This window comes from Snodgrassella sp. W8158 (genome assembly GCF_016100435.1).
In the GTDB taxonomy this organism is placed as follows: domain Bacteria; phylum Pseudomonadota; class Gammaproteobacteria; order Burkholderiales; family Neisseriaceae; genus Snodgrassella; species Snodgrassella alvi.
Genome location: NZ_JACFSM010000004.1, coordinates 21966 through 43728, shown reverse-complemented (window position 1 = coordinate 43728; position 21763 = coordinate 21966). Strand labels below are relative to the sequence as shown.

Annotated in this window: 24 protein-coding genes; 22 read left to right on the top strand and 2 right to left on the bottom strand. The window is 43.1% G+C overall.

The window, feature by feature from the left end:
- Positions 1-4 precede the first annotated feature (4 nt).
- Together H3V11_RS09395 and speD are read left to right on the top strand one after the other, a co-directional pair.
- Positions 5-1843: a DUF4178 domain-containing protein gene (locus tag H3V11_RS09395; protein WP_198224603.1), complete on the top strand. Its 1839-nt coding sequence runs from the start codon at positions 5-7 to the stop codon at positions 1841-1843.
- Complete coding sequence (speD, locus tag H3V11_RS09390; protein ID WP_084551310.1) at positions 1831-2208, top strand: adenosylmethionine decarboxylase; 378 nt, start codon at positions 1831-1833, stop codon at positions 2206-2208. Before H3V11_RS09395 ends, speD begins: the two co-directional genes overlap by 13 nt.
- Positions 2209-2495: 287 nt before the next feature.
- Here speD and H3V11_RS09385 read toward each other — a convergent pair whose 3' ends face one another.
- Entirely contained in the window at positions 2496-3302 is an 807-nt protein-coding gene (locus tag H3V11_RS09385; protein WP_038648650.1) for an outer membrane protein assembly factor BamD, read from the bottom strand.
- Between H3V11_RS09385 and rluD the strand changes: the two genes are divergently transcribed.
- The 20 genes from rluD (at position 3301) to H3V11_RS09285 (ending at position 21113) form a co-directional block, all read left to right on the top strand.
- Positions 3301-4431, top strand: a complete 1131-nt coding sequence (rluD, locus tag H3V11_RS09380; protein WP_198224601.1) for a 23S rRNA pseudouridine(1911/1915/1917) synthase RluD — start codon at positions 3301-3303, stop codon at positions 4429-4431. The genes H3V11_RS09385 and rluD overlap by 2 nt on opposite strands.
- Before the next feature lie 9 nt (positions 4432-4440).
- Positions 4441-5232, top strand: coding sequence for a peptidoglycan editing factor PgeF (gene pgeF / locus H3V11_RS09375; protein WP_198224599.1), 792 nt, complete (start codon positions 4441-4443; stop codon positions 5230-5232).
- 319 nt (positions 5233-5551) lie between these two features.
- Positions 5552-6079: a DUF6882 domain-containing protein gene (locus H3V11_RS09370; protein ID WP_198224597.1), complete on the top strand. Its 528-nt coding sequence runs from the start codon at positions 5552-5554 to the stop codon at positions 6077-6079.
- Positions 6080-6480: 401 nt separating this feature from the next.
- Complete coding sequence (locus H3V11_RS09365; protein WP_037392580.1) at positions 6481-7212, top strand: beta-ketoacyl synthase chain length factor; 732 nt, start codon at positions 6481-6483, stop codon at positions 7210-7212.
- Between the two features lie 41 nt (positions 7213-7253).
- Positions 7254-7979: a 1-acyl-sn-glycerol-3-phosphate acyltransferase gene (locus H3V11_RS09360; RefSeq protein ID WP_232335809.1), complete on the top strand. Its 726-nt coding sequence runs from the start codon at positions 7254-7256 to the stop codon at positions 7977-7979.
- A gap of 3 nt (positions 7980-7982) precedes the next feature.
- Positions 7983-8240, top strand: a complete 258-nt coding sequence (locus H3V11_RS09355; RefSeq protein ID WP_037392583.1) for a phosphopantetheine-binding protein — start codon at positions 7983-7985, stop codon at positions 8238-8240.
- A 37-nt stretch (positions 8241-8277) separates the two neighbouring features.
- Positions 8278-8535 (top strand): acyl carrier protein, encoded by a 258-nt coding sequence (locus H3V11_RS09350; protein WP_025330056.1) that lies wholly within the window; start codon positions 8278-8280, stop codon positions 8533-8535.
- Positions 8528-9076, top strand: coding sequence for a membrane protein (locus H3V11_RS09345; RefSeq protein WP_025330057.1), 549 nt, complete (start codon positions 8528-8530; stop codon positions 9074-9076). The genes H3V11_RS09350 and H3V11_RS09345 overlap by 8 nt, the downstream gene beginning before the upstream one ends.
- Positions 9077-9078: 2 nt before the next feature.
- A complete protein-coding gene (locus H3V11_RS09340; RefSeq protein ID WP_172397100.1) occupies positions 9079-10782 on the top strand; it encodes an AMP-binding protein in 1704 nt (567 codons plus the stop codon).
- Entirely contained in the window at positions 10779-11519 is a 741-nt protein-coding gene (locus H3V11_RS09335) for a glycosyltransferase family 2 protein (RefSeq protein WP_084564741.1), read from the top strand. The genes H3V11_RS09340 and H3V11_RS09335 overlap by 4 nt, the downstream gene beginning before the upstream one ends.
- Entirely contained in the window at positions 11512-12462 is a 951-nt protein-coding gene (locus tag H3V11_RS09330; RefSeq protein WP_078474298.1) for a glycosyl transferase family 2, read from the top strand. Before H3V11_RS09335 ends, H3V11_RS09330 begins: the two co-directional genes overlap by 8 nt.
- On the top strand, positions 12446-12895 hold the full coding sequence (locus tag H3V11_RS09325; protein WP_084551338.1) for a thioesterase family protein: 450 nt from the start codon (positions 12446-12448) through the stop codon (positions 12893-12895). The genes H3V11_RS09330 and H3V11_RS09325 overlap by 17 nt, the downstream gene beginning before the upstream one ends.
- 1 nt (position 12896) lies before the next feature.
- On the top strand, positions 12897-13499 hold the full coding sequence (locus H3V11_RS09320; protein WP_078474300.1) for an outer membrane lipoprotein carrier protein LolA: 603 nt from the start codon (positions 12897-12899) through the stop codon (positions 13497-13499).
- Positions 13483-15831, top strand: a complete 2349-nt coding sequence (locus tag H3V11_RS09315; protein ID WP_078474301.1) for an MMPL family transporter — start codon at positions 13483-13485, stop codon at positions 15829-15831. The genes H3V11_RS09320 and H3V11_RS09315 overlap by 17 nt, the downstream gene beginning before the upstream one ends.
- Positions 15818-17071: an NAD(P)/FAD-dependent oxidoreductase gene (locus H3V11_RS09310; RefSeq protein WP_084551340.1), complete on the top strand. Its 1254-nt coding sequence runs from the start codon at positions 15818-15820 to the stop codon at positions 17069-17071. The genes H3V11_RS09315 and H3V11_RS09310 overlap by 14 nt, the downstream gene beginning before the upstream one ends.
- Positions 17065-17505 (top strand): hypothetical protein, encoded by a 441-nt coding sequence (locus H3V11_RS09305; protein ID WP_025330065.1) that lies wholly within the window; start codon positions 17065-17067, stop codon positions 17503-17505. Before H3V11_RS09310 ends, H3V11_RS09305 begins: the two co-directional genes overlap by 7 nt.
- Complete coding sequence (locus H3V11_RS09300; RefSeq protein WP_198224595.1) at positions 17498-18718, top strand: beta-ketoacyl-ACP synthase; 1221 nt, start codon at positions 17498-17500, stop codon at positions 18716-18718. Before H3V11_RS09305 ends, H3V11_RS09300 begins: the two co-directional genes overlap by 8 nt.
- Positions 18699-19166 carry a hypothetical protein gene (locus tag H3V11_RS09295; protein ID WP_078474304.1) on the top strand — a complete coding sequence of 156 codons (468 nt, stop codon included), beginning with the start codon at positions 18699-18701 and terminating at the stop codon, positions 19164-19166. Before H3V11_RS09300 ends, H3V11_RS09295 begins: the two co-directional genes overlap by 20 nt.
- Positions 19159-19893 (top strand): 3-oxoacyl-ACP reductase FabG, encoded by a 735-nt coding sequence (fabG, locus tag H3V11_RS09290; protein ID WP_025330068.1) that lies wholly within the window; start codon positions 19159-19161, stop codon positions 19891-19893. The genes H3V11_RS09295 and fabG overlap by 8 nt, the downstream gene beginning before the upstream one ends.
- Positions 19887-21113: a beta-ketoacyl-ACP synthase gene (locus H3V11_RS09285; RefSeq protein ID WP_198224593.1), complete on the top strand. Its 1227-nt coding sequence runs from the start codon at positions 19887-19889 to the stop codon at positions 21111-21113. Before fabG ends, H3V11_RS09285 begins: the two co-directional genes overlap by 7 nt.
- On the opposite strand, the gene H3V11_RS09280 is transcribed toward H3V11_RS09285, so the two are convergent.
- Positions 21097-21741 carry a 4'-phosphopantetheinyl transferase superfamily protein gene (locus H3V11_RS09280; RefSeq protein WP_198224591.1) on the bottom strand — a complete coding sequence of 215 codons (645 nt, stop codon included), beginning with the start codon at positions 21739-21741 and terminating at the stop codon, positions 21097-21099. The genes H3V11_RS09285 and H3V11_RS09280 overlap by 17 nt on opposite strands.
- Positions 21742-21763 lie beyond the last annotated feature (22 nt).

The following is a 21763-nucleotide window of genomic DNA, read 5'->3' as shown; positions in this document are numbered from 1 at the left end:
CAGTATGAATAGTTCATCCTCTTATCTGCTGCACACAAGCTGTCCCAGCTGCGGGGCTGAAATCGGAATCCGTTCAGCCACCGCAGTCACTGCGGTTTGCGGCTATTGTCATTCTGTTTTATTAGTTAATCAGAATAAACTGCTTCAATCAGGGCGCCATTCTGCAGTATTGAATGATTTATCTCCGCTGCAAATCGGTACTACCGGTAAGTGGCAGGGTAAGTCATTTATTCTGATCGGGCGTATACAAGTACATTATGAAGCAGGTTTATGGAATGAGTGGCATGCACTGTTAGAAGATGGCAGCAGTGCATGGCTGTCTGAAACTAATGACCGTTTTGCTTTTACCCGTTTGCAGCCCGCATCTGCCGGTGAGGAAAAATTACCCGAATTCAGTAGTCTGAAAGTCGGTAAAACATTTTTTAAGTATCAGTCACGTCGGTATGCTGTAGCTGATATTCACAAAACCAGCCGCGGTCAGTATGTGGCTGAAGGTGAGTTACCTGTATCGCTGCCAAATTCTGAAACAGCACTGGTAGCTGATTGCCGTAATGGTTTGTCATTTATTACGCTGGATTACTCATCCGGTCAGCAACAGCCTGAAGTATTTGCAGGCCGGGGAGTGACCCTGAAATCACTGAAACTGCAAAACACTCGCAGAAAAGAACAGATACGCAGCCAGGCCGGTTATGTAAAAGGCAGTACTAAAAGAGGTAAATGCCCGAGTTGCGGCGGTGAAATTCTCTGGGTAAGCGGGGTAACCGATTACGTACTATGCCAGTATTGCCACGGTCAGATGGATATGAGTGAAGACGCGGCATTACAGAAAAACGTCAGTGAGAAGCGTGAATGGTATGAGCGTCAGTTAACCATTAAAATTGGCAGTAAAGCACGTATCAACAATGAAGACTGGTGGGTACTGGGTGCAATGATACTGGTGGAATTACCAGTACAGATAGCTTTTCCGGATGTACCTTTGTATGTTCAGGTTATGCGTGAAGAGACAGAGGAAGAAGACGGTCTTGGCTGGACTGAATATCTGCTTTACTCACCCAGAAAAGGCTTTTTATGGCTGCTGGAGCTGGAAAATAATCAATGGGCAATGGCTTCAACACTGGACGATTGGCCTATTTTAAACGGACCATTGCAACCTCTCGATTTAAAAAGAGAAGATATTCCGTTTTTATATGATTATGCTGCCCATGTAATGTATGCTGCCGGTGCATTTTACTGGCAGGTTGCTCCGGGCGACAGAATGTATTATATCGATTATGGTTGCAAGGCACATAAACTGTCTACAACGCTCACGGACAACGAACAATCATGGTCTGTGGTCAGCACCATCCCTGCTTCTCTGGTGGCTGCATGGTTTCAAAATGATAAAAATATCAGTATTAAAGCAAAACCCCTTGAGCGGGATAAAGCTATTGAAATTGTGCGTGAACATCAAGGTATTAAAGCAAAAGATTTTAATGCTGACAATATCAGAAAATGGTCCCGGCAAACCTTTATAAATTCTCTGTTTAATATTTATAACCCTAATTTCTGGATAGCTTTATTTGTTGTTTTAAATTTACCAGTAATTTTTATAATATTGGTCGGCGGACCGGCTGATTATGACTATGGAATTGATGCGGTACTAGTGTTTATACTTGCTTTTAGTTTACTGTCGACTGTGCCCAAATTAAAAACTCGTCAATTAAATAAAACCAGAAAATATAATATTTATATTGCTGCAATACTATTAATTGCATTTACATGGATAGATTATGCCGCGCATGAAACAGATACAAACTCTTCGGGCGGGCATTATTATAGTAGCAGCGGGCGATGGCACAAATAAAACAGCTTAGTCATAGTGTAGGGCAGCACTGTTTACTGGATGTTTATCAAACAAACGGTAACTGGTTGCAGGATGCTGTTGCCATCGAAGAATTATTGCGTCAGGCTGCGCAGGCAGCACAGGCGCATATTCTTACCAGTTATTTTCATACTTTCGGCGGCAACGGTGGTGTTACGGGTGTATTGTTATTGGCTGAATCACATATCAGTATCCATACATGGCCTGAATATCACTATGCTGCCATTGATATATTTATGTGCGGACAGTTACTGACTGAAGCTGCTGTGGCAAAATTACAAAAATTATTACCGGATGCACAGATGCAGATTCGCTGGTTAGCACGCGAATATTTGCCAAAAGTATAAAATTTTTTCTGAACTGAAATCAGGGTAACAATAATCAAAACATACTTTTCAATTTCAGAAACGATGCCTGCAGAAATTCCGAATATATTGAATAAATATTTGCTGTAAAAAAGAATACAGATTACTTGTATTTGTAAGTCCTGATTACTTCTGTGCACCATGTGCAAAAACTATACAGAGCAGAATAATCAATTGCGCATATACAAAAAATCAGACCAATACCTGCGAATTGGTCTGATTAAGAAGTGTAGCTTATCTGAGACTGAGTACCGGAATATCAGCCGTAATTACTTCCAGTAACGCCACCATGGAATGGTATTGTGATCCTGCCATGGTTTCTGTAAATACGGGCTGTTCGGGAAATTCTGTGCCAGTACACGTTTGGTATCATCACTGAGTTTCTGCTCGCCCAGATTTGCATATGCTGAAACCATTATTGCCAGAGCTTCTTCAACATTTGGCGTATTCTGAAATTGAGAAATTACAGTCTGTGCCCGTCCTACCGCAGCAAGCCATGCACCGCGCTTCATATAATAGCGTGCCACGGAGAGTTCATTACCACCCAGTGCATCCAGCAGTTTCTGCATTTTGGCACGGGCGTCATCAGCATATTTGCTCTGTGGAAAATACTGTACGAGCAGAGCAAAAGTAGCATAAGCTTCACGGTTTGCTTTAGGATCGCGGTCAGACCAGTCCTGTTTTGCCAGTTTGCTGACAAATGATTTGTCTTCATTGAGCTGAATCAGCGCTTTCAAATATAGCGCATAATCCATATTCGGATGTTGCGGATAAAGACGCTGGAACTGTTCAATAGCAGCCAGTGCCTTATCGTTCTCATCATCCTTATAATAAGCATAAGCCGTATCCAGCTGAGCCTGTTCGGCATAAGAACCATAAGGAAAACGTGCCTGCAGAATTTCGTATAATTTCTCTGCATGAGTATAATTACGGTGCATCAGCTCATCATGTGCTTCATTGTACAGACGCTGAACTGACCAGTCCTGGGTAATCTGGGAATCTTTATCTACCGTACTTGTGCTGGCACAGGCACTCAGTAACAGGCCTAAGGCCACCGCCAAAAACAAATTTTTCATGAAAGACACTTCTTTGTTAGAGAATGATGACGATTATAACGATGATTTGCCATTTACGGCAGATGATAGTACACAAAGTTATAAAAATTGGACAGTACCTAATGAACTGGCCGGCCTGCGTCTGGATGCCGCACTGGCAAAACTGGCACCGGAATTTTCCCGCAGCCGGCTGACTGCGTGGATAAAAGACGGACATGTCACAGTCAATGGCAGCGTAGTCCCGCCCAAGTATAAACTGATTGGCGGCGAAGCCATACAGGCAGCCATCCAGCAGGATGAAAGTCAGCTGGCTTTCATACCGCAGGCTATGTCACTGGATATTATATATGAAGATGATAGTGTACTGGTACTGAATAAACCGGCCGGGCTGGTTGTACATCCTGCAGCAGGAAACTGGCAGGGCACATTACTCAATGGTCTGCTCGCGTATTGCCCGGCACTGACACAAGTACCACGAGCCGGTATCGTGCACCGTCTGGATAAAGATACCAGCGGATTAATGGTTGTTGCCAAAACCATAGTCGCACAAACTCATCTGGTTCGTCAGTTACAGGCACGGACAGTCAAACGTACCTATCGTGCTGTTGCTGACGGGGTAGTGCCGTTTGACGGTAAAATTGAAACACTGATCGGACGTGATCCGCATAATCGTACCCGTATGGCTGTAGTCCCTTTTGGCGGCAAAGAAGCCATTACGCATGTAAAAGTACTCGAACGTTATGCCGATTTCAGCTATATCGAATGTCAGCTGGAAACCGGCCGTACTCATCAGATTCGCGTGCATATGAAAGCTGCCGGACATCCGCTTGCCGGAGATGCTCTTTATGGTAATCCGCGCCATCACGCCACAACAGAAGTCAGAGACGCTGTTAAAATGCTGGCACGTCAGGCACTGCATGCCTACCGGCTGAGTTTTATTCATCCGCAAACTCAGGAGAATATGCAATTTGAAGCTCCGTTACCGGCTGATATTTATCATTTACTGTCTGTACTGCGTTTACAGGCTGGCATGGACTCTTCCATTAAAACCGAAGACCAATGGCAGCAGCGGCTGAGTGCGGAAGCAGCAGAAGATGATGACTGGGACGACGATGATTATGATGTGGATGTTATTTATGTACGCGAATAGGACAGAGGAATGAATCAATGGGACATGAATCAGGCACTCGGTCTGAATCAGAATAAAAATGTCTTTTTTAATGCACAATGGCCGGCGCCAGCCAGTGTGCATACCCTGTTTACAACACGTCAGGGCGGTGTGAGCCAGCCACCGTTCAATTCCTTGAATGTCGGAGCACATGTCGGTGATAACGCAGATGCCGTGCAGCATAATCGTGCATTAGTACAACAACAGGTAGCAAAACCTCTGGCTTATCTGAATCAGGTGCACAGCGCAGATGTTATTAATGCTGTGTCTGCGTTAACTGCATTGCAGTCAGGTACACCGGCCAATGCTGATGCAAGCTTTTGTCACCGCGGCGAATCGGTAGCCTGTGCGATTATGACAGCCGATTGTTTGCCGGTATTATTGTGTGACCGTGCCGGAACTGTAGTTGCTGCTGCACATGCCGGCTGGCGCGGACTGGCAGACGGAGTATTGCAGAATACTGTAGAGGCTATGCAGGTTAACCCTCTGGAAATATTAGCTTACCTTGGTCCTGCAATCGGGCCGGAAGCTTTTGAAGTCGGCGCTGATATATGGGAGGTGTTTTGTCTGAAACAGCCAAAGGCACAGACTGCATTTACGGATATTGGTAACGAGCACTATCTGGCTGATATTTATGCCCTGGCACGGCTGGCTCTCGCAGATGCCGGCGTGCATCAGGTATATGGTGGAACGGAATGTACCGTATTGCAGCGTGAGCGTTATTTTTCTTATCGTCGTGACGGGAAAACCGGACGTATGCTCAGTGCAATCTGGCTCGAATAAAACCGCAATGGATTAAATTGTTTACAAATCGAATTCATTTTTTAGCCAGAGCATCAATGTTTTTTAGGAAAGAATCAACTTAAAAATAAATTGTTGATGCTTCCGGCGAAAAACTTAATCTGATCATGCATGCTAATAAAGTGGTAAGTATCTAATAATAAATGCTAAATAATGTTGTAGGTATATACTTTGTTAAATTAACTATAAAAAACTGATTTAGAAGTTGATAATTATCGTGATATAATTCAAATAGTTATAACAAGCAATAAATATATAAAATAATTTTTTCTTAACCAGCATTATAAACAGGGGATAAAACATGGGTAATTTCTTAAAAAAACTTTTTGGCAGCAAAGAAAAAAATACTGATCAGCATACAACAGAGCTTTCCGAGCCAGAGCTTACCATTGCACGCGCAAATAACGAGATACAATTACGCACGCAGATAGCAATAAATACTTGGGGTCTTGATACTGCTGAATGGAGTGCAGACCTTGATACCGGTACGATTACTTTTGTCAGTCATGAAAAAAAACTGATGGTAACTGCCCCAGTACAAATAGTTGGTACATACAATACTGAAGACAATACCTGGTTATGGGGATGGGATCATCCGTCTGTCAGTGAATCGCTCAGTGTAGCTGCACAAAAAGTACGAGATTTTGGTACAGAATATCATCTGGAAGCACTCACCACTCGCAAACTTGAGATTTCTATGGAAGATGCATGGGGATTTGCTGCACTTGCGTGTTACCTCAGCGGTGGTGAAGGCTGCTATACCGGTTCGGCAGACACAACGAAAATATTCATGGTCTATGGTACGGTAACAATAAGTAATAAAGACTAACTAGCAAACTATTATCGGAGTAATCAGTAAGATTAGATGTGCATTGCTTTGCGGATATGACATTGAAATTTACATAAATAAGCGCTTTAACAGAGGAGCACGGCTTTTATGTGCTGATAGGTATACACTAATATCTGCAAATACATTAATTTAAAATCCAAATAATAATTAACACTTAATTTAAATTTTAAATTACATTTAACCATTTACTCTTAATATTTTTAATCATTAACTATTAGTTATTTATGGCATTTAATATTGTATAATCAAATACTTTAAAATTTACCAAATATATTGAAATTAAATTGATTCAAATGACATTAACAATTAACAAAAAATCTTATTGTTTATTGTTATATATTTACATATAATGTCAAGTTTATAAGATTTTCAACAGATATATGAAATTTTCAATATCTGACTGGCATGCTGTTAGTCCTTTTCATCATACGCCGGAAGACTGGCAAAAATGGGTTGCTCAGCGCAGAAATGTAGGTGGTTTACCGGTTAAAGATGTGGATTTATCTTTTTTGCCGGCAATGAAAAGACGCCGCTTAAGCTCTGCTGCTCGTTTGATGTTTGCTGCGTCATGGCCGCTGCTGCAAGAGGATGCTTCCTGTCCGGTAGTTTTTGTTTCTCATGATGGTGAGATCAACCGCAGTTTTCAATTGTGGAAAAGCCTGATACAGCAAGAAGAGTTATCACCCACTTCGTTTGCCTTATCAGTACATAATGCCATTATCGGACAATGGTCGCTGATGCGGGGTGATATGAGCGAAAGTATTGCGCTGACTGCCAGATACAATGGTTTGGAAATCGGAGTTACTGAGGCTGTAGGTCTGCTGGAAGAGGGGGCATCACAGGTTTTGGTAGTTGTAGTAGAAGAACCTCTGGCTGAGGAATATAACGTAGCTGCTGTACGTGCTCCGTTTCCGCTGGCACTGGGGTTAATTATTACCAGAGGTGAACAGGTAAGCCTGACTTATTCAACAGCAGATACTGGCAACGAATTATTATCTGGTGAACTGAATTATTACAGTAGTGCACTGGAATGGATTACACAGCAGATTACAGCGCAACCGGTGCGTCATCAATCTGCGGAGCAAGGTATCTGGCAGTGGCAAATTGGTTAACGGATTGGTGTAACTGGCTGTGGCGCTGGTGTGCAACAGCAATGGGTTTTGTAATTTTTGGTGTATTCGGGCTGCTGTTTAAAATAATTCTGTGGCCTTATACCTTACCTGCTGCAAGAAAAAATGCAGGCAGCCAGATAAAGGCGCGACGGCTAGTTGCATCTGTCTGGGCGTTATTTATCCGTTATCTGAGTATCACAGGAGTTATTGCTGTCCGCTATCATGGTTTTGAACGTTTGGGTCGCCCCGGGCAACTGATTTTAGTGAATCATCCTTCATTACTGGATGTTGTGTTTATGCTGGCCAAAGTACCGGTGCTCAACTGTATTGTTAAGAAGGATTTGTTGCATAATCCGGTAATGAAAAACTCGATACTTGCCTGTGGATTTTTACCGAATGATGAATCCTTACAGGTTATTGAGGATGCGGATGCAATACTGCGCAGCGGGCAGAGTATGCTGATTTTTCCTGAAGGCACACGTACCGGATGGGATAATAAAATTTGTTTTAATCGTGGTGCTGTGTCTATCGGATTACGCAGTGCCAGCGTAATTACTCCGGTCGTGATTGTCATGAATCCGCCGGCACTGAAAAAAAACCAACCCTGGTATCAGATACCAAAACAGAAAATTCATTATGATTTTTATGTTGGTGATGATATCGATCCACAGCAGTGGTTACAACACAAACCTTTGCCAATTGCGGCAAGACAACTTAACCAGCAGTTGCAGGAATATTTCCAGCAGGAATGCAGTAGAAGAAAGTAGTAAATGAGCGATTTAGTTATTCAGATTAAAGAATTAATTATTGACAGTTTAGGGCTGGAAGATATCACAACAGATGATATAGGTGATGATATGGCCTTATTCGGGGATGATGGTCTAGGACTTGATTCAGTAGATGCTCTGGAGTTAGGTCTGGCCATTCAGAAAAAATTTGGTTTGCAAATGGAAAGTGACAGCAGCCAGCTGCGCGAGTATTTTTTTAGTGTTAATACACTAGCAAATTACATCCAAAGCAAACGTTAAAGATAACCTGTTTTTATTTTAAAAGGGAAACCTGTGTATGACTGAACAGGAAATTTATGCCATTCTGGCAAATGCACTGGAAAATCTGTTTGAAATTGCTCCAGAGCGAATCAAACCGGAAGCAGATTTATTTGCAGATTTAGAAATTGACAGTATCGATGCTATTGATCTGATTGATTATATCAAGCGCCAGACTGGACACAAATTACAGGCAGAGGATTTTCGCAATGTGCGTACAGTAGCTGATGTAATTCAGGCAGTCATGAACAAGGCCAAACAGGCCGAGAATGCCTAAATTATATCCGGTAATTAATACTGTACTCGTTCTGGTCAGTATCCTTTACCCGTTTATCTGGTATTTTGGTCAAAAATACACCGGTGTTATTCCGGTTGCAGTATTGATGGCACTGATCTGGCTGTTACGGGCATTATTTAACCGTCAGCCATTACAAAAGCTGTTGTCATGTGCAGTAATGTTATTGTTTATCGTTTTAGCATGGCTGCATTCAGCTAAAGCTATGTACTGGTATCCGGTAATGGTAAGTGCGCTGCTTTTGTTGGTATTTGGTGCAAGTCTGTATAGCCGGCAGTCCTTAATTGAGCGTCTTGCCCGCTTACAGCGTCCTGATCTGCCTGCTTCAGGTGTGCGCTATACCAGACGTATTACTCAGATATGGTGCGGTTTTTTTTGTGTGAATATCATAATTACCGCTGGTTTGATTACCGGTGAATACTGGCACGCATGGACTGTATATACAGGGCTGATTTCTTATCTGCTGATGGGAATACTGTTTGGCGGAGAGTTTCTGTATCGGCGGTTAATATTAAAAATATAAATATGATGACGTCAGAGCAATTCTGGGCAGAGCGGGCCCGAAGTCAGGCTTTATTTACTACTGGTCAGAGCAGCCTGAGCTGGCAGCAGGCCATGGCACAAATAACGGCATTAAGCCAGTATTTGTCTGATCATTCTGTCAAACGTGCCGGTCTGTATTTTGATGATAGTGCTCATTTTGCTATCGCTTTACTGGCATGTGTGCAGGCCGGTACAGATGTTTATCTGCCGGCTAATCTTTCTGATGAAAATGCTCAGTGGCTGGAGCAGACTGTAGATATTTATCTGTCTGATGAAATTAATAATCAACTAAATATTCCGTCATTACCGGCATCTGCATGGATTTCACAGAGTTACAGTGAGTCTGACAGAAAGCCGATAAATAATATCGCGGTATTTTTGCAAACATCAGGTTCTACCGGTAAAGCCAAACTGATTAAAAAAGACTGGAACGTACTGTGTCTTGAGGCACAGATTCTGGCAGCGGTATTACCGGATTCAGTTATCAAAGACCGGCCGGTTGTGCTGGGCAGTGTCAGTGTACAGCATATGTATGGGCTGAGCTTTCTTATTATGCTCAGCATGTATCTTGGATTGCCGCTTTATCGCCAGCGCCTTATTTTTCCGGAGTTATTGCTGGTAACTAGTCAGGCTTTTAAAAAAGTGATCTGGATCAGCAGTCCGACTTTACTGCATACATTCCGGCAAACTCATGATATCTCTCTGGCTAAAGGGCATGTAAGTGCTGTTATTTCTGCCGGCGGAATACTGGCACAAACCAATAAAGATTTTTTGCATGAACATATCTGCTCTGAAGTAATTGAAATTTACGGTAGTACTGAAACTGGCGCAGTAGCCAGTCGAATCAAACAGCCATACTGGCAGTTTTTTCCTGATATTAGTTATAGCGTTAGTCAGAATGGTTTGGCTGTTCAGTCGCAGCGCTGTACTACCGAGCAATTACTGGCTGATGCAGTGGTGGAGCATGAAAATGGTTTTGATTTGTTAGGCAGGATAGACCGGATTATCAAACTGGCAGATAAACGTATTTCCCTTATGCAACTGGAAAATCAGCTTATGCAGCATGAATGGGTTGCTGATATTCATATTCTAAAGCATCCTGAGGGTACTCATCTTGCTGCATGGGTGGCTTTGACCGATGCCGGCATTCAGGAATGGTGCAAACAGGGGCGCAAAGTTATTATTCATCAGTTAAAAAACTATCTGGCTAAAAGTCAGGAAAAAATTGCCTTGCCGCGCCATTGGCGGTTTACAACAGTGTTACCGCGCAATACACAAAGTAAACTGAATCCGGAGGATGTACAACAGGCCATTTTACAGCCAGTTATCAATCCTGTTGTTCTGGATCAGAAAATGATTTCTGCAGATGAATACTGGTTACGTATTCAGGTCCCTCTGGATCTGGAGTATTTCAAAGGTCATTTCGATGTATTTCATCTGGTACCGGGCGTTATTCAGATTAAATGGATAATAGAACTGCTACAACAATGTTCGTGGCTGGTTCAGGCACCGTTACAAATGGAAAATCTGAAATTTCAACATTTTCTTCGGCCGGCTGATGTTGTTGAACTGGTATTTAAGCGTGATTGTGTCCGCAGAAAAATTTCCTTTCAATGCACAATGCAGGATAAAAAAATTACTTCCGGCCGGTTGGTGATACCTGATAGTGAAAGTGATGCATCATGAAAGTGCTGGCATTGATTCCGCATTATAACCATTTGCATACAGTAGGTAAGGTAGCTCAGTCGATGCTGGGCTACGGGATAGATTGTCTGATTGTAGATGACGGTTCTGATGAAACAATTCGTACGCAATTACGTGAATTATTACAACCCGGTATTGAAATAATTTATCGTGCCAGTAACGGTGGCAAAGGTGCAGCGGTTAAGGATGGCATAAAGTATGCTGCCGTACATGGCTATACACATATTTTGCAGGTAGATGCTGATGCACAGCATTGTCTGGAAGATACGCAAAAACTGATAACTGCCGCTGAAGCACAGCCTCATGCAGTTATTTGCGGGCGACCGGTTTACAATGACGATACACCAAAAGCACGTCTTTATGGACGTAAAATTACTAATTTCTGGTTGGCAGTAAATACGTTATCAATGGATATTCAAGATGGAATGTGCGGATTCCGTATTTATCCGCTGGTTCCTACCTTTGATGTGATCAGAGAAAAAAAAATCGGTAATTACATGGATTTTGATGCTGAGCTTCTGGTGCATCTGCATCGGCGGGGCTGTGTCTTTATCTGGATTGATACCCCGATTACTTATGCTTCCGATGGTATTTCCCATTTTCGGGTCTGGAAGGATAATGTTCTGATTTCCAGAATGCATGCACGTTTATTTGTCAATATGTTATTGAATTTACCGGAGATTTTGAGGCAGCGCCGGAAAAGGAAGCTCCATGGCTAATTCAATCCGACACTGGGCTAATCAGCAGGAACGGGGAAGTAGCTTTGCCTTGCTTCTGACCCGTTATCTGGTTAAATATTGTCCTGTACTGCTTTTGTCACCGATAGTTTGTATAGTAGTGGCATATTTTTATCTGACCGCGTCATCGGCACGCCGAAATGTTGCCTGTTATCAGCATTTATTAGCAGAAAACCATACAGAGCTGTCCCGGATTCTGTCCGTAAAAGGATCTGTATTCCGGCAATTTTATGCTTTTGCTCAGGCTATAGTCGACCGCTTCGCGGTCTGGCAGGGGCGCATCAGATATGAAGATCTGATTATTCATGATCCGGATAATCTTACTCAGTATATTGATCAGCCTGTTGCAGGTACTACGGGTCAGATATTTGTCTGTTCACATTTAGGAAATACAGAAATCTGCCGTGCATTAGTCAAAAAACATAAGAGTCTTATACTGAATGTGCTGATTCATAGCAGCCATGCAGTGAAATTTAATCAGGCTTTAAAAGACGCCGGTGCTTCACGGATTCGTTTAATTCAGGTGACATCTCTGGATACAAAGGTAATGATGGAGCTGAATGAAAGAGTGCAGCGTGGTGAGTGGCTGGCTATTGCTGCTGACCGTGTACCGGTAAGAGGAGAGAAAATTGTAGCCATCCCATTTCTCGGGCAGACAGCAAACTGGCCGCAGGGACCATGGTTATTAGCCGGATTATTAAAAGTACCAGTCAATACCTTGTTCTGCTTTAAACAGCAGGGTAAGTATCATTTACATATTCAGCGTTTTGCAGCAAATGTGAACTGGAAACGGCAAAAAAGGGAGCATTGTATTAAACAATATGTTCAGCAATATGCTCAATTGTTAGGTACTTATTGCTGTAAAGCACCAAGACAATGGTTTAATTTTTTTGATTTTTGGAATCAGAATGACAGAGCAATATAAGCAGTTACGGCACAGTGTGATTATTGAAGTACCTTTCTTTGATGTCGACTCAATGGATATTGTCTGGCACGGACATTATGTCAAATATCTGGAAGTAGCACGCTGTGCTTTTTTAAGTGCTATAGGTTATGATTACAACGTCATGAAAACCAACGGTTATGGCTGGCCGATTGTGCAACTGAATCTCAAGTATGTACGACCGGCTGTTTTCGGACAGAAAATCCGCGTTGAAGTTGTATTAAAAGAATATGAAAGCTGTTTGAAGTTTGATTATGTCATTAGTGACATTATCAGCGGCAAAAAGCTTACCAAGGCATCAAGTATGCAGGTTGCTGTGTGTATGCAGACACGGGAAACTCAGTTTCAGACGCCTGAAAGCTGGTTACAGGCAGTGCGAAATGCCATGCAAAATGGTTTGAAAGGGGAAGATTAATATGTTGAGAAAAATTTTATTTATTTGCTGGTGTTGCCTGTTTAGTGGATTGTTATGGGCTTTTGATTTAACTGAGCTACAAAATCAATTGCAACGGCCGCAAAATATAAAAGGTGATTTCACGCAGCAGCGTTTTTTGCGCGGTACCAATAAACCCATTATTGCACAGGGACAGTTTGTACTGGTACCAAAAGCCGGCTTATTATGGCAGATGAAAAAACCTTTTGCAGATACCATGAGGGTGCGTAAATCAGGTATTGATCAGCTAAACGCCAATAATAAATGGATTGCCAGCAAACAATCAGCCAGTGCGCAAAAAAATCAGGTAAAGCTTTTTCTGGATCTGCTTGCCGGGCAAACCAATAGCATACAAAGCCAGTTTACTATGCAGTTGCAAGGTACTGCTCAAAACTGGAAATTACAATTACAGCCGAAAAGTGTATTGATGAAACAAATTTTCACCAGAATTGATATTCAGGGTGATGAGTCGGTGAAAAAAATTGTACTGTCTGAAGTGCAGGGCGATCGTACAGAAATTACATTTTCCGCTTTGAAAATTAATACAGCCCTGAACAGGTTTGAGCAAAATGCCGTTTTACCGTAAACGCGTCTGGGCTGGTCTTTATTTACTGCTGATATTTTTTGTGGCGGCAGCGTTATTTTATAGCTTTCTGCAACAGAATCGTCTGGATACTGATTTAACCAGCCTGTTGCCTGATGACGGGCAGAATACACAGGCACAGCAAATGGCTAAAATGCGCATGAATCAGCGCATGAACCGTGATATTGTGGTTTTAGTGGGCAGTAAATCGCCTGACAAGGCGGTTGAGGCGGCACAGATGATTCAGCAAAAATGGCAGGATAGTCATATATTCCAGTCTGTTACAGGTAAACTTGAGCCAGATATTGCCGCTTTGCAGGCCAGTATGCAACGACTGAGCCTGGCTGTCGTTTCAGAACAAAGCTGGCGCAATATTATCAATCAGCCTGAAGAAGCTTTTGCCAGACAGGCGCAAACACTCGTTAATCCGTTTGCTGAGCGTAGCATATTGCCTGTTGATCAGGACTGGCTCGGACTGGGTAACATCATTATGCATCAGGCCAGTCAGGACGGACCTGTTTATTATAATTTTCAGACGGGCTGGCTGAATATAGATGATGGTGATACTACATGGGTTTTACTACGGGCGCGTTTACCGGAAAAAGCCGGACTGATTAATGTACCAGATGGTCTTCTTAAAGTAATTCATGATACTCAGGCATCTCAGGATGTGCAGGTACTGATGGCTGGTGGTGCTATTTTTGCCGCAGAAAATAAAGCCACCGGAGAGAAGGAAAGCCAGTATATGAGTATACTGGGTATGGGCTTAACTTTTCTGCTACTGTTGTTGCTTTTCCGCAGTCTGCGTATTTTATATTTATTACTTCCTCTGGCAGTAGGCATCTTATTTGGTCTGGCAGCTACCGTAATGCTCTTCGGACATATCCATATTCTCACTCTGGTAGTGGGAACCAGTCTGATGGGTGTATTGCTGGATTTTCCTTTGCACTGGCTGGCCAGTGGCGTGATTCAGCAGCAATGGAATCGCTGGCAGGCTTTACATATTGCAGCTAAAGCCTTTTTATTAAGTTTGATTATTACTTTACTGGGTTATGCGGCTTTACTGATTACACCTTTGCCGATATTGCAGCAGACGGCGATATTTTCTGCTGCTGCGCTGATTAGTGCATTTTTATTCAGCTTACTTTGTTTACCTGCATTTTTTTCTACTACTCAGGCATATATCTATCCTCAGGCTTTGAGTGCCATGTTGTCTTTCGGTAAATTTATCGTCCGCAAGAGGCAGATTATGGTACAGAAAAAATGGCCGGTATTACTGATTCTGCTGCTTATTGGCGGAGGCTTATTGCGGCTGAACACTCAGGATGATATCCGCCAGTGGGCCAATCTGTCACCACAATGGATGGCACAGGCACAAAAAATCGGTTTACTTACTCAGACGATGCCGTCCGGACAGTATTTTGTATTACAGGCAGATAATGATGATGAATTGTTACTGAAAAGTCGTACTCTGGGCAAATCATTACAGGATTTGGTTATACAAAAACAATTATCTGGTTTTCAGTCTCTTGATCAGTGGGTTATGCCGCTTAGCATCCAAAAGCAGCGCCAGCAGGATGTAAGTCGTCTGTCAAGCAATACAGATAACTGGCGTGATTTAGTTAATTTGGGCATAGATGATCACAGTATCCGGGATTATCTGACTGGTTTACAAAAACTACCTTTGCAAACAATTTCCCAAAGTCTTGATAATGAACTGGGAACCGCATGGCAGGATTTGTATCTGGGCAAAATGAGTAACGGAAAAGTTGCGGCTATTGTCAGTTTGTCAGGAGTAAGTCAGGTTACTGCTTTACAGAAGCTGGCCGATAAAAATAACGGTATTTATTTTGTTAATAATTTACAGGCATTAAATCAGTTATTTACACATACGCGAAATCAGGCAATTGCTTTGAAGATAGCTTCTTATCTGGTGGCCATCGTATTGCTGGCTTATGCTTTTGGCTGGCGTAAAGGACTTTTAATGCTGGCTGTACCTGTTCTGTCTTCATTAGCCTGTCTGGCTGTATTTGCTTATGCAGGCTGGCCATTGTCTTTATTTGCTATTTTTGGTCTGTTTCTGGTAACGGCAATAGGTATGGATTATGCAATCTATGTTTCCGTCAAACAGATGGCAGTAGCCGAACGTCTGGCCGGTGTATTGCTGGCTGCGACAACAACAATGATTTCGTTTGCTATTCTTGGTTTCAGCGCAACTCCGGCTATTGCCAGTTTTGGTCGCAGTGTTGCTCTTGGGGTATTTTTTAGCATGATACTGGCTCTGGCCTTGTTGCCCGGAGCCGATAACAGGGGGAGGTGTAATGAGTCAGTTTGATGTAGTAATAATTGGTGCAGGTCCGTCCGGAGCTATTGCCGGTGCTTTATTAAATAAAAAAGGTTATCGGGTTTGTGTACTTGAAAAACAAGTTTTTCCCCGGTTTGTGATTGGTGAAAGCCTGTTACCTCATTGCATGGAATTTATTGCAGAGGCCGGAATGCTGGAAGCAGTAAATGCAGGTGTTGACGATGGTTTCCAGTTTAAAAATGGTGCGGCATTTAGCTGGGGTAATCGCTATACCACTATAGATTTTACCGATAAATTTTCACCGGGTCCGGGTACTACCTTTCAGGTAATGCGGGGGCGTTTTGATCATATTCTTATTAGTGAAGCACAGAAACAGGGCGTAGAAGTTCGTTTTGAGCATAGTGTTAACGGGATTGAGTTTGAGGAGGATGCTGCTGTTCTGTCAGTAACGGATACACAGGGAATGCCTTATCAGATTCGGACGCAATTTGTGCTGGATGCCAGCGGATACGGACGGGTATTGGCAAAATTGCTTGATCTGGAACAGCCGTCTTTCTTGCCTGAACGCATGGCTTATTTTACTCATATTGATGATAATGTTACAGATCCGGTATTTGACCGTAACAAAATTCTGATATGTACCCATCCTGATTTACGTGATGTGTGGTTCTGGTTTATTCCGTTCAGTAACAATCGTACCTCTATTGGTGTGGTCGGCTTGCCGGAATGTCTGAACAATCATGGAGCAGAGGGAGCGGAGGCTATTTTACAAAAATTTGTCAGTGAAGTGCCAATGCTTAGACGCATTCTGGTCAATGCACAATGGCACAACGATGTACCATTCCGGACCTTACGCAATTATTCTGCTAACGTTAAAAGTCTGTATGGAAAACGCTTTGCTTTATTAGGAAATGCTTCAGAATTTCTTGATCCGGTTTTTTCATCCGGCGTAACGATTGCCATGCATTCGGCCAAACTGGCTACAGATGTGTTGCACCGGCAGTTTTCCGGAGAAACAGTAAACTGGCAGCAGGATTTTGCTGATAAATTACAGATAGGTATTAACACCTTTAAGACTTATGTCAATGGCTGGTATAGCACAGCTTTTCAGGATGTTATATATGCTGAAAAAATTAATCCTGAAATCAGACGCATGATAAGCTCTATTCTTGCCGGCTATGCATGGGATGAAACCAACCCTTATGTTATCAATTCAGAACGTCGTTTGGCTGTTCTGGCAGAAATTTGTGGTCAAGCCAAAATATGTTAAAGAATTTTGTTATTTGGCTGATGATGTTATTTTGTCTGAGCGCCTGTCAAAGTTTACCTGTGATTGATTCGTTACCGGTATTGAAGCAAACGCTCACTTTGCAGGTTACAGATAAAGATGGCAGTAACAGTCTGCTGTTAATAGAACCGTTGTCGGAGCAGCAATGGCGGTTTGTACAGGTTGATGGTTTAGGTGCGCCGATATCCAGACAGATTCTGCAACAGGGAAAATGGCATAATGACGGTTTTTTACCTCCTAATCCCAAAGCACGTCAGCTATTTACTGCTGCCTATGTTTATCTTGGTCATCAGTATCACTGGTCTGTACCTGCTGAACTGAATGATGTAAGAGTTTCTTCTGGTACAGATGGTATGGCTGCAGAAATAGAATGGCATAAACAGCATTGGAAAATCCGGGAGGTGACTGATGAATAAACCGGTTTTTCTAAGTCGTCCTGCTATGGTCAGTGCTCTCGGCTATGGTGTGCATGAGCATATAAGTGCTTTGCTGGGTGAAGCAGACAGCTATCTTACCCGTAGCGATTTCTGGGTAAACGGTAAATCATATTTATTCGGATCAGTCCAGACAGCATTAAGACCTTTTCCGGCCGGATTGAATCCGAATTTCTGTAGTCGTAATAATCAGTTGCTCTGGCACGCACTTTTACAGATTGAAGATGACATTCAGGCTGCCATTACTGAATATGGGACCGATCGGGTAGCAGTTGTACTCGGTACATCGACAACTGGCAGTGATGATAACAGGGCCGCTATTGAGTATGGTTTTACGCGGCAGGACTGGGCAAACAGTGGTTATAATCAGACCTTGCAGTTAATGTCTTCACCGGCAGATTTTGTGGCTGAGATGTATCAGCTGCGTAATGTCCGCTATGGTATATCAACTGCCTGTACTTCAGGAGCACGAGCACTCATAAGTGCGGCACGGTTATTGCGTACTGGTATGTGCGACGCTGTAATTTGTGGCGGAGTAGATACTCTTTCAGCGCTGACTATTAATGGTTTTCATGCATTACAGGTATTATCTTCCGGGCAATGTCAGCCATTTACCGCCATGCGTGATGGTATCAATATTGGTGAAGCAGCAGCTGTATTTGTAATGACCCGGAATCCGTCCAGAGGTCTGCCTCTATTAGGATATGGTTCAAGCAGTGATGCCTATCATATGTCCAGTCCGCGCCCTGATGCAGAAGGAGCCAGAAAAGTAATTCAGCAGGCTTTACTTAAAGCACAGTTGCCAGCCAGTGCTATTGGCTGGGTTAATCTACATGGTACTGGCACTACTCAGAATGATGCTATGGAAGCGCTGGCTATTCATAACGAATTGGGTGAGGAAGTATCCTGTGCTTCAACTAAAGCACTTACTGGTCATACACTTGGGGCAGCAGGTGCACTCGAAGCAGCTTTCTTATGGACAGTAATCAGTCGCCAAATTAATCCTGATGGTAAATTACCCCCGCATCGGGCAAAAACAAATCTTGATCCTGAATTAGCATTCATTCATCTGACACAATTTCAGGAAGCATTCAATGCTGATAGTCCGCGCATAGCATTAAGTACTTCATTTGCTTTTGGTGGTAATAATACCGCACTGATTATGGGGAGCAATAATGCAAACCCCGATTTATGATGTGGCTTCCCTGCTGCCGCATAGTGGCAAAATGGTGCTACTGGATGAAATTGTAAATTACAATGAACATAGCTTAACAGCCTATGCATACGTAAAACCAAATCAGATCCTGGTAAAGGGAGAATGTCTTCATTCATGGGCAGCAATGGAAATCATGGCTCAGGGCGTAGCAGCATGGGCCGGAGCATTAGCTCATGACGCCGGTGAACCGGTGCGACTGGGTTTTTTACTGGGAACAAGAAAGCTTCAACTTTATTTTTCAGCATTACCAGTACCCGTTATTTTGCAGATTAAAATTCATGCTTCTTTACAGGATACAAACGGCTTTGGCGTTTTTGACAGCCAGTTATGGTTGTGTGATGAAGCCAGAAATCCGAATCAGTTGCTGGCGGAAGCAGCACTTAATGTATACAGTCCTACTGAAAATGATCTAATACATGATGAATAATGATAAAACTATTCTGGTTACCGGTTCCGCGCGTGGAATTGGCAGAGCAATCGCACTGACGCTGGCTCAGGCTGGCTGGGATATTGTACTGCATTGTCGCAGCCGGCGTGCTGATGCTGAAAAAGTAGCTGCTGAAATAGCGGCATTTGGCTCTCACAGCCGCATACTGACTTTTGATATCAGTGACCGGCAAGCCTGTCAGGAAGTTTTACTAAATGATATAGAACAGCATGGTGCTTATTATGGTGTGGTACTGAATGCTGGTATTACTCGTGATAACGCTTTTCCGGCACTAAGTAACGATGACTGGGATCAGGTGCTGGATACCAATCTGGATGGTTTTTTCAATGTACTGCATCCGCTGATGATGCCCATGATACGCCGGCGGAAAGCCGGGCGTATTGTTTGCGTTGCTTCTGTTTCCGGAATAATAGGTAATCGGGGGCAGGTAAATTACAGTGCATCCAAAGCCGGTATGATTGGGGCAGCCAAGGCACTGGCAGTTGAGCTGGCCAGACGCAAAATTACTGTTAATTGTGTAGCGCCCGGGCTGATCGAAACAGAAATGATTGATGAACATGTACCTGTTGCTGAGATTCTGAAGGCTATACCTATGAATCGTATGGGACGGGCAGAGGAAGTAGCCCATGCAGTAGCTTTTCTGGTATCAGAACAGGCTGCTTACATTACCCGGCAGGTGCTGGCTGTAAACGGAGGTTTATGTTGAGACGTGTTGTGATTACAGGCATGAGCGGTGTCAGCGCGCTGGGAAATGACTGGTCTACAGTTAAAAGCGGTTTGCTGGCTTATAAAAATAAAGTAGTCCGTATGGAAAGCTGGGATCGGTATCAGGATTTAAATACCAGACTGGCTGCGCCGGTGACAGACTATTCTCCTCCTGCACACTGGACGCGCAAACAACTGCGCAGTATGGGAAAAGTAGCCCAGATGTGTACACAGGCTGCTGAAAATGCACTGGCAGATGCAGGACTGCTCGGAGATGAGTCTATTAAGGACGGGCGGATGGGTGTAGCATGTGGTTCGTCTACAGGCAGTCCGCAGGATATTCGCGACATCAGCGAACTTGTTCTTAATGGCAGCTCTGCAAATTTTAATGCCAATACCTACGTACGTATAATGCCGCATACTACGGCTGCTAATCTGTCAATTTTCTTTGGTCTGACCGGAAGGGTGATTCCTACATCCAGTGCCTGTGCTTCAGGTAATCAGGCAATTGGTTATGCTTATGAAGCAATTAAATCTGGCAAAATTGATATGATGCTGGCCGGAGGTGGTGAGGAATTATGTGTTTCTGAAGCTTTCGTGTTTGATTCGTTATATGCAACAAGTTTGCGTAATGAGACTCCGGAGCTATCACCAAGTCCTTATGATGCTGATCGTGATGGTCTGGTTATTGGTGAAGGTGCAGGTATTCTGGTGCTGGAAGAGTACGAAATGGCTAAAGCACGCGGAGCCAGAATTTATGCTGAAGTTGTGGGATTTGCCTGTACTAGTGATGGCTCGCACATCACCCGACCGGAACGTACGACAATGCGCCGTTGTATGCAGATGGCACTTGAAGATGCGCATCTGCCGCCTGCTGAGGTTGGTTATATTAATGGTCACGGTACAGCAACTGAACAGGGAGATATTGCGGAAACTCTTGCTACGGCGGATGTATTCGGATACGTGCCGCTCAGTTCGCAAAAAAGTTATCTTGGACATACTCTTGGCGCCTGCGGTGCACTGGAATCATGGTTTTCAATTCACATGATGAATGAAGGCTGGTTTGCACCAACTTTGAATCTTAATCAGATTGATAGCCGGTGCGGTGAGCTGGATTATATTGTCAACAAAGCCCGCAAAATTGATACAGAATTTGTTATGAATAATAATTTTGCTTTCGGAGGGGTAAATTCATCTCTGATATTTAAACGGATGAGCTAACGGGCCATTGATGCCAGTTAAATTTGTAGTTATGCCAGTGACCAAATCCATAAGTACAATTTAACGGGGATGTAGAGCATACAGCAGGATAGACTACACTGATATACCAGCAATTATCGACAATACAGCTGTATGCCTGAACCGGATTATCCAATGCCGGAATATAAATTCCATCATATCCGTCAGGTATTAAATTATATTGGTGCATATCAGATAACTGACCATGTCTGACTTTAATCAATGCTTCTTTAAGCGTCCATAACTGGTAGAAAGAGCAAGATAGATTCTGCTGTTCAGATAGCCATTTCTGTTCGTTATCTGTACAGCAGAGCTTTGCCAGTGATATAAAATCACGTTCCTGTGCATACTCCATATCAATACCTGGAATATGCTGTATTGAAGAACAGGCGATTAAACCGGCAAAACCTTTCTTATGTGTTAGAGAAAGCCGTTTATAGAAAGCTGAAAGTTGCTGTTTCAAAAACCGGCTGCTTTGCCAGTCGGTACGCTGAGCTAAATGCGGATTTTTCTGTAAACGCTGTTTGTCTGCCTGATCCAGTTTCAGGTTACTATATTGTCCGGAGACTTCGGATGATGCAAGCAAAATCAGACAATCTTGATTCATCATGTAGTACACTTCATTAATTAAA